The organism is Streptomyces sp. NPDC006923 (genome assembly GCF_040635655.1).
Classification (GTDB): domain Bacteria; phylum Actinomycetota; class Actinomycetes; order Streptomycetales; family Streptomycetaceae; genus Streptomyces.
Window position 1 is genome coordinate 38,417 of the sequence record NZ_JBEYIF010000020.1, and the last position, 13,475, is coordinate 51,891.

Annotated in this window: 15 protein-coding genes and 1 pseudogene; 7 read left to right on the top strand and 9 right to left on the bottom strand. The window is 71.3% G+C overall.

The genetic code is table 11. The annotated features are described in order from the left end of the window. The first annotated feature begins 157 nt into the window (after window positions 1-157). Window positions 158-526, top strand: a complete 369-nt coding sequence (locus ABZ707_RS29235; RefSeq protein ID WP_360180605.1) for a DUF488 family protein — start codon at window positions 158-160, stop codon at window positions 524-526. A gap of 76 nt (window positions 527-602) precedes the next feature. On the opposite strand, the gene ABZ707_RS29240 is transcribed toward ABZ707_RS29235, so the two are convergent. After that, window positions 603-2,309 carry an MOSC and FAD-binding oxidoreductase domain-containing protein gene (locus ABZ707_RS29240; RefSeq protein ID WP_360180607.1) on the bottom strand — a complete coding sequence of 569 codons (1,707 nt, stop codon included), beginning with the start codon at window positions 2,307-2,309 and terminating at the stop codon, window positions 603-605. Window positions 2,310-2,559: 250 nt separating this feature from the next. Between ABZ707_RS29240 and ABZ707_RS29245 the strand changes: the two genes are divergently transcribed. The 5 genes from ABZ707_RS29245 (at window position 2,560) to lnt (ending at window position 6,461) form a co-directional block, all read left to right on the top strand. Beyond that, complete coding sequence (locus ABZ707_RS29245; protein WP_360180609.1) at window positions 2,560-3,156, top strand: sulfite oxidase-like oxidoreductase; 597 nt, start codon at window positions 2,560-2,562, stop codon at window positions 3,154-3,156. Then, complete coding sequence (locus ABZ707_RS29250) at window positions 3,126-3,878, top strand: ferredoxin reductase (RefSeq protein ID WP_360180611.1); 753 nt, start codon at window positions 3,126-3,128, stop codon at window positions 3,876-3,878. Before ABZ707_RS29245 ends, ABZ707_RS29250 begins: the two co-directional genes overlap by 31 nt. 1 nt (window position 3,879) lies before the next feature. Next, the gene (locus tag ABZ707_RS29255; RefSeq protein WP_360180613.1) at window positions 3,880-4,161 is read left to right on the top strand and encodes a DUF6510 family protein; all 282 of its coding nucleotides are present in this window, start codon (window positions 3,880-3,882) and stop codon (window positions 4,159-4,161) included. Between the two features lie 84 nt (window positions 4,162-4,245). After that, a complete protein-coding gene (locus ABZ707_RS29260) occupies window positions 4,246-4,701 on the top strand; it encodes a nuclear transport factor 2 family protein (protein ID WP_360180615.1) in 456 nt (151 codons plus the stop codon). Between the two features lie 134 nt (window positions 4,702-4,835). Continuing rightward, complete coding sequence (gene lnt / locus ABZ707_RS29265; RefSeq protein WP_360180617.1) at window positions 4,836-6,461, top strand: apolipoprotein N-acyltransferase; 1,626 nt, start codon at window positions 4,836-4,838, stop codon at window positions 6,459-6,461. Here lnt and ABZ707_RS29270 read toward each other — a convergent pair. Beyond that, window positions 6,385-7,290, bottom strand: coding sequence for a Gfo/Idh/MocA family oxidoreductase (locus tag ABZ707_RS29270; protein WP_360180619.1), 906 nt, complete (start codon window positions 7,288-7,290; stop codon window positions 6,385-6,387). The genes lnt and ABZ707_RS29270 overlap by 77 nt on opposite strands. 229 nt (window positions 7,291-7,519) lie before the next feature. Between ABZ707_RS29270 and ABZ707_RS29275 the strand changes: the two genes are divergently transcribed. After that, complete coding sequence (locus ABZ707_RS29275) at window positions 7,520-8,041, top strand: DinB family protein (protein WP_360180621.1); 522 nt, start codon at window positions 7,520-7,522, stop codon at window positions 8,039-8,041. A gap of 684 nt (window positions 8,042-8,725) precedes the next feature. On the opposite strand, the gene ABZ707_RS29280 is transcribed toward ABZ707_RS29275, so the two are convergent. The 7 genes and pseudogenes from ABZ707_RS29280 to ABZ707_RS29310 all read right to left on the bottom strand — a co-directional run bounded on the left by ABZ707_RS29280 (window position 8,726) and on the right by ABZ707_RS29310 (window position 13,456). Further along, window positions 8,726-9,205, bottom strand: a complete 480-nt coding sequence (locus ABZ707_RS29280) for a hypothetical protein (protein WP_360180623.1) — start codon at window positions 9,203-9,205, stop codon at window positions 8,726-8,728. Window positions 9,206-9,319: 114 nt separating this feature from the next. Then, window positions 9,320-10,003 (bottom strand): uracil-DNA glycosylase, encoded by a 684-nt coding sequence (locus ABZ707_RS29285; protein ID WP_360180625.1) that lies wholly within the window; start codon window positions 10,001-10,003, stop codon window positions 9,320-9,322. A 134-nt stretch (window positions 10,004-10,137) separates the two neighbouring features. After that, window positions 10,138-10,386, bottom strand: a pseudogene (locus tag ABZ707_RS29290) (peptide-binding protein); the annotation flags it as partial. Window positions 10,387-10,513: 127 nt separating this feature from the next. Beyond that, window positions 10,514-11,275 (bottom strand): SDR family oxidoreductase, encoded by a 762-nt coding sequence (locus tag ABZ707_RS29295; protein WP_360180627.1) that lies wholly within the window; start codon window positions 11,273-11,275, stop codon window positions 10,514-10,516. Window positions 11,276-11,291: 16 nt separating this feature from the next. Next, a complete protein-coding gene (gene fabG / locus ABZ707_RS29300; protein ID WP_360180628.1) occupies window positions 11,292-12,053 on the bottom strand; it encodes a 3-oxoacyl-ACP reductase FabG in 762 nt (253 codons plus the stop codon). A gap of 162 nt (window positions 12,054-12,215) precedes the next feature. Then, window positions 12,216-12,599 (bottom strand): DUF3037 domain-containing protein, encoded by a 384-nt coding sequence (locus ABZ707_RS29305; protein WP_360180630.1) that lies wholly within the window; start codon window positions 12,597-12,599, stop codon window positions 12,216-12,218. Beyond that, window positions 12,596-13,456 (bottom strand): HipA family kinase, encoded by an 861-nt coding sequence (locus tag ABZ707_RS29310; RefSeq protein WP_360180632.1) that lies wholly within the window; start codon window positions 13,454-13,456, stop codon window positions 12,596-12,598. The genes ABZ707_RS29305 and ABZ707_RS29310 overlap by 4 nt, the downstream gene beginning before the upstream one ends. Window positions 13,457-13,475: the final 19 nt, after the last annotated feature.

A 13,475-nucleotide genomic window follows, 5' to 3' on the forward strand; every position in this document is an offset into this window, starting at 1 on the left:
GTGAGTGAGGCATTAGCCCAGGAGAGGGCGCCGTCGGAATTCACCGTGGCTTCCGCGCGCGGACGGCCACATGCCGGGCGCACGGGCTCCCGGCGTTGCGGGGTGCCGGCGGGTGCACGACGCTGGAGAGGGGGCCGGCGGGTAGGAGGAGTGTGCGATGGACACCTTCCGGGTGCGAAGGGTGTACGACGACCCTGATCCGGCCGACGACGGTACCCGCGTTCTGGTGGACCGGCTCTGGCCCCGGGGCGTTTCGAAAGAGCGCGCCGACATCGACGAATGGGTCAAGGAGGTCGCTCCGTCGGAGGAGTTGCGCTCCTGGCTGCACCAGGACGCCTCCCGGTACGAGGAGTTCGCCTCCCGCTACCAGAAGGAACTCGACGACGCCCGGCACAAGGACGCCGTGCGTCATCTCGTGGAGCTGGGCCGGAAAGAGCCCGTCACCCTCGTGACCTCGGTGAAGGATGTGGACCACAGCCATATTCCGACCCTGCTGCGATGCCTTTCCCGGGACGGCCGCCACTGACATGCCGCCGCGACTGACGAGCCGCCGCGACTGACACGTCTACGGAGCCCGGCACGCGAGGGTCACACGTCGAGGGTCACAGGTCGAGAACCACGCTGTCGGTGGGCGACGAACAGCAGATCAGGGCGTTGCCGTCGGCCGGTTCGTCGATCGGCTCCGGCGCGTAGCCGACGGCCCCCGACAGCAGCGCCGTCTCACAGGTGTGGCAGATACCGGTGCGGCAGGACCACCGGGTGGGTACGTCGCAGGCCTCGGCGAGTTCGAGCAGGCTCGTACGCTCCGGGTCCCATCGCACCGTAAGACCACTGCGGGCGAACGACACGGCGGGTCCGGTGCCGGCGGGCCCGGCCGGCGGATGGGGCGGCCGGCCGGACCCGGAGGTCACCCCGGGGGTCAGGGCGGCGCCCGCGCCGAAGGCCTCGGTGTGAATACGGGCCGGGTCGAGCCCGGTGGACGCGAGTGCGGCCGCGAGACCGGTCATGAACTCCGCCGGGCCGCACAGATACGCGTCGGCGTCTTCCGGCAGGCCGAGGCCACCGAGGAGCGCGGCGGAGAGCCGTCCCCGCGTGGTGTAGTCGACGCCCTCCCGGTCCTTTTCGGCGGGACGGCTGTAGCAGACGAGGTTATGGCTGCCGGGCAGCCGGCCGAGGAGTTCCCGGCTCTCCTCCGCGAAGGCGTGTTCGTCCCGGTCGCGCGCTCCGTGCAACCACCACACTTGCCGCCCCGACGCGGCGTCGGCCAGCTCGTGCAGCATGGCCAGCACGGGCGTGGCGCCGACGCCGGCCGACATCAGCAGCACCGGGTTCTCGCTGTCCCTGAGGAAGAACGTGCCACGCGGCGCGGCCACGTCAAGGGCGTCACCGACGCGCACCCGCGTATGCAGCAGGCTGCTGGCCGTGCCGTGCGGCTCCTGCTTCACACTGATCCGGTACTCGGCTGCGCCGGGCCGCCCCGACAGCGAGTAGCTGCGGATCAGCGGCGCCGTGGCCCCCTCCGGGCGCAGCCGCAGCGTCAGGGCCTGTCCTGGCAGCCACGGCGGCAGTGACGAGCCGTCGGCGGCGGCCAGCCACAGGGAGACGACGCTGGGGGTCTCCTCGTGGAGGCGAGTGACGGTCAGCGGGCGGAATCCGGTCCAGGCGGGCGGTGGACTGGTCGCGGCGGTGCTCAGGCCGGCGTTGCCCGCCGCCCCGGGCGGAGCGTTCTCCGCCTGCTCACGGACGGCTTCGAGGGATGTTCTCCAGCCCGGGCTCAGAGCGGGCACCCGCAGGGCGCGATCGATACCGTCCCGGGGATGTCCCGGCAGATACAGCAGCGCGTCGATCTCCGCGACGCTCATTCCCACCGGGTCCGAGGCGATCTTGGTGATCTCCTGCCCGGCCTCGACCTCTCCCTCGACAAGGACCCGCAAATAGAAGCCCGGGCGCCGGTGGGACACCAGCAGAGCGGCCATCTGCGGCTCCCCCATCCGCAGCCCCACCCGGTAGCAGGTCACACGGGGCTGGCTGACCTCGAAGACCGCACCGCCGATGCGGTACCGGTCACCGACGCAGACCTCGTCGTCCGGCAGCCCGTCGACGGTGAAGTTCTCGCCGAACTGCCCGGAGACGAAGTCGTCGCGGCCCAGCTCCTTCTCCCAGTAGCGGTACGAGTCCGTCTGGTACACCAGCACCGCGCGGTGCTCACCGCCGTGTCCCGCGAGATCCCCCTGGCCGTCTCCATCGATATTGAGGCGTCGCACCATCCGGGGACCGGTGACCGCCTGCTTCCACACTCCCGTGTGCACGGTGCGGCCACTCCACCGGACATCCTGCGGCAGGCCCACATTCACTGCGGTCAGCCTGGCCAATGCTCTCGCCTCGCCTCGCGTCGGATCTTTCCACGCTAACAACGCCCGCCGGCTCGCGCGCGGCTCCGGAGCATGGCCGGAGCCGCGCCGGTGCCCGCCGGTCCCGGAGCCCGCTGGTCCCAACGAGTGGTTTACGGCCGTGGCGCCCACAATGGGATGGGGGTGTGGAGCGATCCGGGAGGAGCCCATGGGAATCGTGTCGCGTGGCTTCCACGGCCGGCGCCCGGCCGAAGCCGCCCTGCCGCCGGGCCAGTACCTGGTGCGGGACTTCCCGGTCCTGTCGGCGGGCCCGACACCGCGGGTGCCGCTGGAGACATGGGAGTTCACCGTCACGACGGCCGCCGGTGCCCGGCACCGCTGGTCCTGGCGGGATCTGCTGGACCTGCCCGCCGAACGGCCGACGGTCGACCTGCACTGTGTGACCAAGTGGTCGAAGTTCGGGACCCGGTGGGAAGGGGTCTCGCTGGACACACTGCTCGCCGATGTCGATCTCGACGCCGCTTACGCGATGGTCCACAGCTACGGCGGCTACACCACCAACCTCCCGCTGGAGGACCTGCTGGACGGCAAGGCGTGGATCGTCCACCAGTACGACGGCGAGGACCTGCCCGCAGAACACGGCGGCCCGGCCCGGCTGCTGGTGCCCCATCTGTACTTGTGGAAATCGGCGAAGTGGGTGAAGGGCATCCAGCTCATGCCCACCGACGATCCGGGCTTCTGGGAGAGTCTCGGCTACCACGAATACGGCGACCCATGGCGCGAACAGCGGTATCAGGGCGACTGAGCGGCCGGCTGCGCTGGCAGACGGTGACGCTGACGGACCGGCGCGACGAGACGGCGAGCGCCAGGACGCTCGTCCTCGACGCTCCTGACTGGCGCGGCCATGCCGCGGGCCAGCATGTGGACGTGCGCCTGACCGCCGAGGACGGCTACAGCACCCAGCGCAGTTACTCCGTCGCCTCGGCTCCCGGCGAGGGCCGGATGGAGCTGACGGTGCAGCGGGTGCCCGACGGAGAGGTCTCGTCCTATCTCCTCGACGTACTGGAGCCCGGCGATCAGCTTGAGCTGCGCGGCCCGGTCGGCGGCTGGTTCGTGTGGGATCCGGCCGACCCCTCGCCCGTCCTGCTGGTGGCCGGCGGGTCCGGGATCGTGCCGCTGATGTCCATGATCCGGACGCGCCGGAGCGTCGTGGGCCCCGCGCCCTTCCGGCTGCTCTATTCGGTGCGCACGCCGAAGGACCGGTATTACGTCCCGGAGCTGCGCCCCGACGACGGGCTGGATGTGACCTGTCTGTACACGCGCTCGGCACCGGCCGGCTGGCCCCGGCCACCGGGGCGGCTGGCCGCCACCGACGAGACCGCCTTCGGCCGGCCCGCCGGGCCCGAGCCGATGTGCTTCGTCTGCGGCCCGACGGGCTTCGTCGAACTGGCCGCCGAACTCCTCGTGGCGGGCGGCCACGACCCCGACCGGATCAGGACCGAACGCTTCGGTCCTGTCGGAGGCTGACATGAACCGAATCCAGGGTCCCGACTTCCAGGACGGCAATGTCCTGGCGGGATCGTTCCGTGAGATCTTCACGACCGACATCACCGCGGCGACCGGTACCTGCGCGGGCTGCGGCACGACGGGCCCGGTGGCGGAGCTGCGCGTCTACGCGCACGCGCCGGGGATGGTGGCCCGGTGCCCGCACTGCGACGAGGTGATCCTCCGTGTGGTGCGCGCGCCGAACGCGGCCTGGCTCGATCTGCGAGGCACGACCGCGCTGAGAATCCCGCTCCCCGAGGAGTGAGACCGCCGCCGACGGGCCCGATGTCCCGCACGGCGCGAGTGCACGGCCCTTGGCCCGGGGCTCCCGCTGCCGGAGACTGAGGTGATGACGCAGCGTGTAGATCTCGCGACCGTAATGGACCGGCTGGCCATCGACGATGTGATCACCGGTTACGCGGTGGCCGTGGACGACGCGGACTGGGCCGGATTCCGGGCCCTGTTCACCTCCGACGGCCGGGCCGACTACACCGCGGCGGGGGGCATCGAGGGAACGGCCGCCGAAGTCGCCGACTGGCTCGCCGGGATGCTCCGGCCCTTTCCCGTCCGCCAGCATCTGATCGTCAACCGTCTGCCGCGCATCCAGGACCTCGGTGGTTATCCGGGCGACCGCGCCGAGGTGCGGGCCGAGTGTCTCAGCCCGCTGCGCCACGAGTCGGGCCAGGACCTCATGTGGGGCGGCCGGGGCGTGTTCGGTCTGCTGCGCGGTGACGCGGGCTGGAAGCTGCGCACCGTGGTCATCGAGGAGAAGTGGCGGCACGCCATGGTCCCCGGCACCGGCTGACCGTCCTGAAGGGCTCCGTCCGGGTGCTGCCGGGCCATGCCTTCCAGCGCCGCTTCGATCATTCCTCCGTGCTGCTTCGGTCCTTCGCATTCGGGGAAGGGACTGCAGAACGAGCAGGTCGAGGAGGCGCACGTATGCATAACCCGGTCGGACGGCACGGGTGGTTCGGCCGGCGCAGGGAGTCGTGGTCATGGACATCACCGTGGTGGCGGGGCGTGGCCGCGCCGGCCGCCGGAGCGCTGTCCGCGCTCGCCTTTCCTCAGCCGTCCCTCTGGTGGCTCGCGTATGCCTCACTGGTGCCGTGGATGCTGCTGATGCGCACCGCGCCGACCGGCCGCCGTGCGGCGCTGGAGGGCTGGCTGGGCGGTCTCGGGTTCATGCTCGCCGTCCATCACTGGCTGATGCCCAGCCTGCATGTGTTCATCGTCGTGCTGGCGGCGCTTCTCGGGGCGCTGTGGGCGCCATGGGGCTGGCTGGTCCGTCATATGCTCGGCGGATCGCCGTCCACGCGCCGCGCCGCCCTCGCGGTCGCGGTGGTGCCCTCCGGCTGGCTGATGATCGAACTCGTCAGGTCCTGGGAGGGCCTGGGCGGGCCGTGGGGGCTGCTCGGCGCCAGCCAGTGGGAGGTGCCGCCCGCTCTGCGGCTCGCGTCGGTGGGCGGGGTCTGGCTGGTGAGTCTGCTGGTCGTCGCGGTGAACACCGCGCTCACCGTGCTGGTCTCGGTGGCCGGGTCACGTGCGGTGGGGGCCGTGGGTGTGGTGCTGTGCGCCGTCACGGTGGGATCCGTCGGGAGCTGGGCGCCGGCGCCCGAGCAGTCGGGCCGGGTGCGGATCGCCGTCGTCCAGCCGGGAGTCGTCGGCGGCGCCGGCGCCGTCGAGCGCAGGTTCGCGAGCGGTGAGGCGCTGACCCGCACCCTGGCCGGGCAGAAGGTCGATCTGGTGGTGTGGGGGGAGAGCAGTGTCGGCTCCGACCTGACGGCGCGACCCGATCTGGCGGCCAGGATCGCGGGGCTCTCCCGCACGGTCGGCGCCGGGATACTGGTCAATGTGGACGCGCGCAGCACCGACGCGGCGGGCCGGTCCGGCATCTTCAAACGGGCTGTCCTGGTGGGGCCGAACGGCCCGACGGGCGAGACCTACGACAAGATGCGGCTCGTGCCCTTCGGCGAGTACATCCCGGCGCGCGCCGCGCTGGGTTGGGCGACCTCGGTGGGCCGGGCGGCCGGTGAGGACCGCAGGCGCGGCACCCAGCAGGTGATCATGGCGCTGCCGGAAGGGGACAGGGGCGGGCTGCGCTTCGGTCCGCTGGTCTGTTTCGAGTCGGCGTTTCCCGATATGAGCCGGCGCCTGGTCAGGGATGGCGCGCAGGTGCTGGTGGCGCAGTCCTCGACCTCGTCGTTCCAGGGGAGTTGGGCGCCTCCGCAGCACGCGTCGCTGGGGGCGCTGCGGGCCGCGGAGACCGGCCGCCCCATGGTGCATGCCACGCTCACGGGCGTCAGCGCGGTCTTCGGACCGGGCGGCGAACCGATCAGCGGCGGGATCGGTATGGAGCGCCGGTCCGCCGAGGTGTTCGACGTTCCGCTGGCGCGCGGCACGACCCCGTATGTCAGGTTCGGCGACTGGGTTGTCCATGGCGCGCTGGCACTGCTCGTGGCGCTCTGCGCGGCGGCGGGCGTGCGGTCGCTCAGGCGCCCTGCTCCAGCGCCTCTCGTACCACCCGCTCGCACAGCTCATGAGTCCGAAGCGCGTCCTGTGCGCTGAGCGGCTTCCCGGCCCGTACGGCGTCCAGGAAGCCGAGGACGCACTGTTCGATGCCGCGCTGGCGGGCCACCGGGACCCAGTCGCCGCGCCGCCGCACGCTCGGCTGGCCCTTGTGGTCGATGATCGTCGCGAGATCGTGGACCTCGCGCTTCCTGTCCTGTCCGGACACTTCGAGGATCTCCTCGGTGGAACCGTTCATCCGGTTCATCATGCCGATGGCGGTGAAGCCGTCGCCGGAGAGCTGGAGTACGACATGGTGCAGCAGTCCGTCCCGGACGCGCGCCCGCACATCGGTGTGCTCGACGGGCCCCGGCAGCAGGAAGCGCAGGGTGTCGACGACATGGATGAAGTCGTCCAGCACAAAGGTGCGCGGATCCTCGGGCAGCCCCACGCGGTTCTTCTGGAGCAGGATCAGCTCGCGCGGGTGCTCCAGGCACTGAGCGTAGCCCGGTGCCAGCCGGCGGTTGAAGCCGACGGCGAGGCTGACGCCCCGCTCCTCGGCAAGGCCCACCACGCGCTCCGAGTCGGCGAGTTCGTAGGCGATCGGCTTGTCGACATACGTGGGGACGCCCGCCTCCAGGAGCCGGGTGACGATCTCGGCGTGCACGGCGGTCGGAGCGTGCACGAAGGCCGCGTCGAGGCCCTGGGAGAGCAGGGAGCCGAGGTCGGTGTGGCGCTGCGCGGCCGGGATGTGATGGGCCTCCGCGGTGCTCGTCAGGGTGGCGGGAGAGCGGGTCTGCAGATGCAGTTCGACCCCGGGCAGTGTGGTGAGAACCGGCAGATACGCCTTCCGCGCGATGTCGCCGAGCCCGATGCAGCCGACCTTCACAGGGCCTCCCTGGCGTTGTCCTTCACCAACAGATGGGCGTGCGTCCGCTTGCCGGCCCACTGCCGCGCTGTCCGGGAAGCATACGCGCGCGCCGGGAAGCTCCGGCGTGCGAGCCCGGCCGGACCCCGGCGGGCGGGCGCCCGCCCCGGGGCGGGGCGGGGCGGGGCGGGGCGGGGCGGGGCGAATAAGCCTTGGCGAGGGACCACGCCGGTACGTGAGGATGACGCTCATGACGACATCCGAACGCACCGAACCCTCCACCGTCGCCGGTGAACGCGAGATGCTGGACGGCTGGCTGGAATATCACCGGGAGACCCTGGCCGTGAAATGTTCCGGGCTGGACGGCAAACAGCTCAGGGAGACCTCCGTCCCTCCCTCGGACCTGAGCCTGCTCGGCCTGGTCCGGCACATGGCGGAGGTCGAGCGCAGTTGGTTCCGCAATGTCCTGGCCGACGAGAAGGTCCCGCCGATCTACTACAGCGACGACGATCCCGACGGCGATTTCCATCCCGGTGAGGACGACACCTGGGACGAGGCGTACGCGACCTGGCAGGCCGAGGTCGCCCGCGCCCGCGAGCTGGCCGCCCCGCACGGCCTCGACGACCTGGGGGCGGGCCCGCGGCGTGAGCGGACCACCGGGGAGCCGTACAACCTGCGCTGGATCTACATCCACATGATCGAGGAGTACGCCCGGCACAACGGGCACGCCGATCTGATCCGCGAGCGGATCGACGGCGCGACCGGCGACTGACCGTCCGCGGCCGGGGCGGGCGCCACGGTGGCGGTCCGCCTGCCGTCTGGTCCGGTGCCGCCGCACACAGAGCGCCCCGATCCGCCATTCGGCTCCGGCCCGGCGTCACCCGTCCGGGCCAATCAGCGGTCTTCAGCTCGCCCGGCACCACCCGCGCCCAGCAGAGTGGCGCGGGTGCAGCGAACGAGAAGCGCAGCGATGCTCCTGATGGGAGCGGCGGTCACGGCCGTCTGCGGATGTGTGACGGTGGAGGCGCCCCGGCCCGAGCCCGGTGCGGTGCCACGCCCGGGGGTGAGCAGCAGCACCGCGGGGCCCGGGAGTGTCGATTCCCAGATTGTCCAGGGCCCGGCCCGCGAGGCGCTGGCGCCGATCGCCTCCTCCCCGGGCCCGGAACCGGCAGGCTCCCCCTCTCCTTCCCCGGTCCGCGGGACCGGCCCGGAGGGGGACTCCGGAGACGCATGGGCACCGGCCGCGCCACCCCGGCAGCCGCAGCAGGGTCCCCGCGAGCAGCCGGCGGTCCAGCGGCCTCTCGCGCCCGCTCCCTCCGGCACGAATGTCTGCGCCCTCGGCGAGACCTTCGGCCGCTGGCCGGCGGACAGCCCTCAGGCCCGTATCTGCCGTAACACCTACGGAAGATGACCACGGGCCGCGACGGGGGCAGGGGGCTCCGCCGCGGCCCCGTGCTCATCTCCCCCGCAGCCGCCGCTCCAGCCGGTCGATCCCCGCCCGGACCCCGTGCCCGCATCCGTCCTCGCCCAGGACGTCCGCCGCGTCGCGCGCCCGGTCCAGGTGGAGGCGCGCCGCGTCCGGCCGCTGGAGCTTCGCGTAGTCGGCGGCGAGATTGAGATGGAGCGACGGGTAGAAGGCGCGCACCGCCGGAGAGTCCTTGGACCGGGCCGGGCCGTCCCCGCTCTTGTCCAGCCCGTCCGCGGCGGTCAGCGCCCGGAGATCCCAGGCGAGTTCGTCGCCGGGGTCGTCCTGGGTGTCCGCCATGTAGTGGGCGAGCGTGCAGCGGTGAAGGGCGTCGCCGGCCTCGCAGATCTCCGTCCACAGTTCACCGAAGCGGTTGCGCGCCTCCTCACGGTCGCCGCCGTGGAGGAGCATGACCGCCTGCCCGATCCGGGTCATGACGGCGTCCTCCGACGCCTGCTGCTGCTCCATCACTGCCGCCTTCACTGTCCGTCCGATTAATCCGATAAACACGACGCTAGCTGTCGTTCCGGACAATCCCCTTCAGGCTCGGGCACAGGGCCCGAGCCAGTCGGACGGCGTCACGGATCAGCCGAGGTCGGGGATGCGCCAGTCGATGGGCGCGTGGCCCTGGGCGGCCACCGCCTCATTGATCCGCGTGAAAGGGCGCGACCCGAAGAATTTCTTCGCCGACAGCGGCGAGGGGTGCGCGCCCGTCACCACCGCGTGCCGCTCCGCGTCGATCAGCGGGAGCTTCTTCTGGGCGTAGGCACCCCAGAGGACGAAGACCGCCGGGTCGGGCCGCTCGGCCACCGCGCGGATCACCGCGTCCGTCACCTTCTCCCAGCCCTTGCCCTTGTGGGAGTTGGGCTCGCCCTCCCGGACGGTCAGCACCGCGTTGAGCAGCAGCACGCCCTGCTGGGCCCAGGGCATCAGATAGCCGTTGTCCGGCACCGGATGTCCGAGCTCCTCCTTCATCTCCTTGTAGATGTTCCGCAGGGAGGGAGGTGTCTTGACACCCGGCCGCACCGAGAAGCACAGGCCGTGTCCCTGCCCGGCGCCGTGGTACGGATCCTGGCCCAGGACCAGCACCTTGACCTGGTCGTACGGAGTGGCGTCGAGCGCCGCGAAGACCTCTTCACGCGGTGGGTAGACCGGCCCCTTCGCCCGCTCCTCCTCGACGAAGTCCGTCAGCTCCTTGAAATAGGGCTTCTGCAGTTCGTCGCCGAGGACGCCGCGCCAGGATTCGGGCAGCATGTCGGTGTCGGTCACGTCAACAACCTCCGGTAAGCGATCACTTGTCCGCCACTGAACCTACCGGTGGCCACTGACATCGATACGCGTCGGCGGTTCCGGCGGTCGTGGCCCCGGCACCGGCGGACGCCCTGCTGGGCTGTCCACGGCCCCTACCAGCTTCTTTTGCGGCTCAGCTCCCACATCTGCATCACCGTCTGCGGGTCCAGCGCACGCTCGCCGCCTCCGATGTCGTCGGTCGAGGCCACATACAGCTTGCCCTGCCACAGCGGGAGGAGCCGGACATCCTCCACGAGGATGTCCTGGGCCCGCGCGAACTGCCGGCTCACCGCACCCCGGTCACTCACCCCGCGTGACCGCGGCAGCAGGTGCTGGGTGATCTCGGGGCTCTCATAGGGCGTGCTCAGCGCGTTGTGCCCTTCGCGCAGCCGGCACCCAGCCATGGATCGGCAGACCGTACCGCAGTGCCCGCCGGATCGAGAGGGAGATCCGGCGGGGCTCTTCGGAGCGTCTCGGCCCCGAACCTCCTTATCCCACACCGGCGTTGAGGAAGATCCCGCCGTCGACGACCAGGGTCTGGCCGGTGATCCAGTCGGACTGGTCCGAGGTCAGGAACGCGGCGGCGCCGCCGATGTCCTCCGGCACCCCGAGCCGGCCCAGCGGATAGGCGGCAGCGGCCTCGGCCTCCCGGCCCTCGTAGAGCGCCTGCGCGAACCTGGTCTTGACCACGGCCGGCGCGATGGCGTTGACCCGTACGGCCGGCGCGAACTCGTGCGCGAGCTGGAGGGTCAGATTGACCATCGCCGCCTTGCTCATGCCGTACGCGCCGATGAACGGCGACGCCGAGACCCCGGCGACCGACGCGATGTTCACAATCGCGCCGCCATTCTCCTTCTGCCAGGCACGCCAGGTCCGCTGGGCGAAGCCGAGGGCCGAGATGACATTGGTCTCGTACACCTTGCGGGCCACGTTCAGGTCCAGTTCGGCGATCGGGCCGAAGACCGGATTCGTCCCGGCGTTGTTGACCAGGAAGTCGACCCGGCCGAACGCCTCCATGGTGCGCTCCACGGCGATCGCCTGGTGCGCCTCGTCGTGCGCCTTGCCCGGCACGCCGATCGCCCGGTCGGAGCCGAGCTTCTCCACCGCCTCCTTGAGCGCGTCCTCGCCGCGCCCCGTGATGCACACCCGGTCGCCGCGGGCGACGAACGCCTCGGCCACGCCGTATCCGATGCCGCGGCTGGCGCCCGTGATCAGGGCGACCCTGCCGCTGTCCTGTATCCGCTGTGTCATGTCAGTGCTCCCCGGTTCAGTTGAGCGGTCCGCCCGCGACATACATGACCTGGCCGGAGACAAAGCCGGCCGCGTCGCCCGTGAAGAAGGCGATGGCGTTCGCGACGTCCTCCGGCCGTCCGACGCGCTGGACCGGGATCTCGGTGGCGGCCGCGGCCTGGAACTCCTCGAAGCCCATGCCGATGCGCGCGGCGGTCTGAGCGGTCATCTCGGTGACGATGAAGCCCGGTGCGACGGCGTTGGCGGTGATGCCGAACTTGCCGAGTTCCTTGGCGAGGGTCTTGGTGAAGCCCTGGAGGCCGGCCTTGACGGCGGCGTAGTTGGCCTGGCCCCGGTTGCCCAGCGCGGAGCTGGAGGAGAGGCTGACGATCCGCCCGAACCGCGCGTCGACCATGTGCTTCTGGCAGGCGCGGGCCATCAGGAACGCCCCTTTGAGGTGCACGTTCACCACGGTGTCCCAGTCGGACTCGCTCATCTTGAAGAGCAGATTGTCGCGCAGTACACCGGCGTTGTTGACGAGGACGGTCGGCGCCCCCAGCTCCTCGGCGACCCGCGCGACGGCGGCCCCCACCTGCGCGCTGTCGGAGACGTCGCAGCCGACGGCGAGCGCCGTGCCGCCGGCCGCGCCGATCTTCTCGACGGTGTCCTTGCAGGCCGTCTCGTCGAGGTCGAGTACGGCGACGGCGCGGCCCTCCGCGGCCAGCCGCACGGCGGTGGCGGCGCCAATGCCGCGCGCCGCCCCGGTCACGATGGCTACGCGCTGCTCGGTGGTGGACATCCCTGTTCTCCTCGCCCTAGAATCCCGCGGCCCCTCGATCGCTGAGCAACCGCTTAGTAGCTTCGGCAGACGAGACGCTAGAAGCCCCGGCACCCGGTGTCAACGGGCCACGGGCGGGGCGTGGGGATCGGCCGTGGATGTCACATCGGAAGGCCCCGTCCGTCAGAGGACCAGCAGGTCGAGCAGCCGCTCCGCCTCCGCCTTCGGATCGGCCGTCAGCCCGGTGTGCACGGGCCCCGGCTGTACGACGGTCGAGCGCGGCGCGATCAGCCAGCGGAAGCGCCGGCCCGGGTCGTCCCCGGCGGCCTGCCCCGCCCCGTCACCTCCGCAGCAGACACTCTCGACCGCGCGCAGCGCCGCCCGTACCCCGGCGATGTCCGCGTGCGGGTCGAGCGCCTTCAGTCTGGACTCGTCCAGATGGGTCCTGGCGGCGACATAGGACCGCGCGCGGCAGTAGACCAGCACCCCGGCGTTCATGCACTCGCCGCGCTCCATGCGCGGCACCACCCGGAGCAGCGCGTACTCGTAGACGTCCCTCGTACTCACCGGCCGCCGTCCTTCGTGTCGTTCGTCCCCCGCGCCTGCTGCGGGCGGGGCGCGAGGCGGTCGGCCAGCCAGCCGGGCGCCGCCGACGGCTTGGGCCTGGCGGGCGCGTCCAGGATCACCCGTTCGTGGATCGTCGCGGCACGCGCGAGCAGCGGCTCCACATACGCGCGGCGCAGCGCGTCCGTCGAGTCGAAGCCGGGCTCGTCGACGAGCCACTCGTCCGGTACGTCGGCGGTGACCTCGGTCAGCAACTCCTCGGTGACCAGCGGCGCGAGCTCCGCCGCGGCCGCCGCGATGTCCGGGGCGAAGGGCGCGAGCGCGTGGTCGGACGCGTTGTACGGCTTGGCCGCGGAGGCCCCGGCGCCCGGCCAGTTGTGGTGCCAGATCATGGTGGCCCCATGATCGATCAGCCACAGGTCGCCGTGCCAGACAAGCATGTTGGGGTTGCGCCAGGAGCGGTCGACGTTGTTGATGACCGCGTCGAACCAGACGATCCGCCCGGCCTCCTCCGGACCGACCTGGTAAGCCAGCGGGTCGAAGCCGATCGATCCCGGCAGATAGTCCATGCCGAGGTTCAGCCCGCCGCTCGCCTTCAGCAGCTCCTGTACCTCCTGGTCCGGCTCGGAGAGTCCGATGACGGGGTCGAGCTGCATGGTCACCAGCTCGGGGACGCGCAGGCCGAGTCTGCGCGCGAGCTGACCGCAGATCACCTCGGCGACAAGCGTCTTGCGGCCCTGTCCCGCGCCGGTGAACTTCATGACATACGTGCCCAGGTCGTCGGCCTCGACGATCCCGGGCAGCGATCCACCCTCCCGCAAAGGAGTGACATAGCGGGTCGCTACAACTTCTTCCAACACTTTCCCAGGCCACCCATCT

What these genes read in the sequence shown, in the direction of transcription:
- ABZ707_RS29235 (WP_360180605.1), top strand. Translation starts at nt 158, where the DNA reads ATGGACACCTTCCGGGTGCGAAGGGTGTACGACGACCCTGATCCGGCC.
- ABZ707_RS29245 (WP_360180609.1), top strand. Translation starts at nt 2,560, where the DNA reads ATGGGAATCGTGTCGCGTGGCTTCCACGGCCGGCGCCCGGCCGAAGCC.
- ABZ707_RS29250 (WP_360180611.1), top strand. Translation starts at nt 3,126, where the DNA reads ATGGCGCGAACAGCGGTATCAGGGCGACTGAGCGGCCGGCTGCGCTGG.
- ABZ707_RS29255 (WP_360180613.1), top strand. Translation starts at nt 3,880, where the DNA reads ATGAACCGAATCCAGGGTCCCGACTTCCAGGACGGCAATGTCCTGGCG.
- ABZ707_RS29260 (WP_360180615.1), top strand. Translation starts at nt 4,246, where the DNA reads ATGACGCAGCGTGTAGATCTCGCGACCGTAATGGACCGGCTGGCCATC.
- lnt (WP_360180617.1), top strand. Translation starts at nt 4,836, where the DNA reads ATGCATAACCCGGTCGGACGGCACGGGTGGTTCGGCCGGCGCAGGGAG.
- ABZ707_RS29275 (WP_360180621.1), top strand. Translation starts at nt 7,520, where the DNA reads ATGACGACATCCGAACGCACCGAACCCTCCACCGTCGCCGGTGAACGC.
- ABZ707_RS29295 (WP_360180627.1), bottom strand. Translation starts at nt 11,275, where the DNA reads ATGACACAGCGGATACAGGACAGCGGCAGGGTCGCCCTGATCACGGGC.
- fabG (WP_360180628.1), bottom strand. Translation starts at nt 12,053, where the DNA reads ATGTCCACCACCGAGCAGCGCGTAGCCATCGTGACCGGGGCGGCGCGC.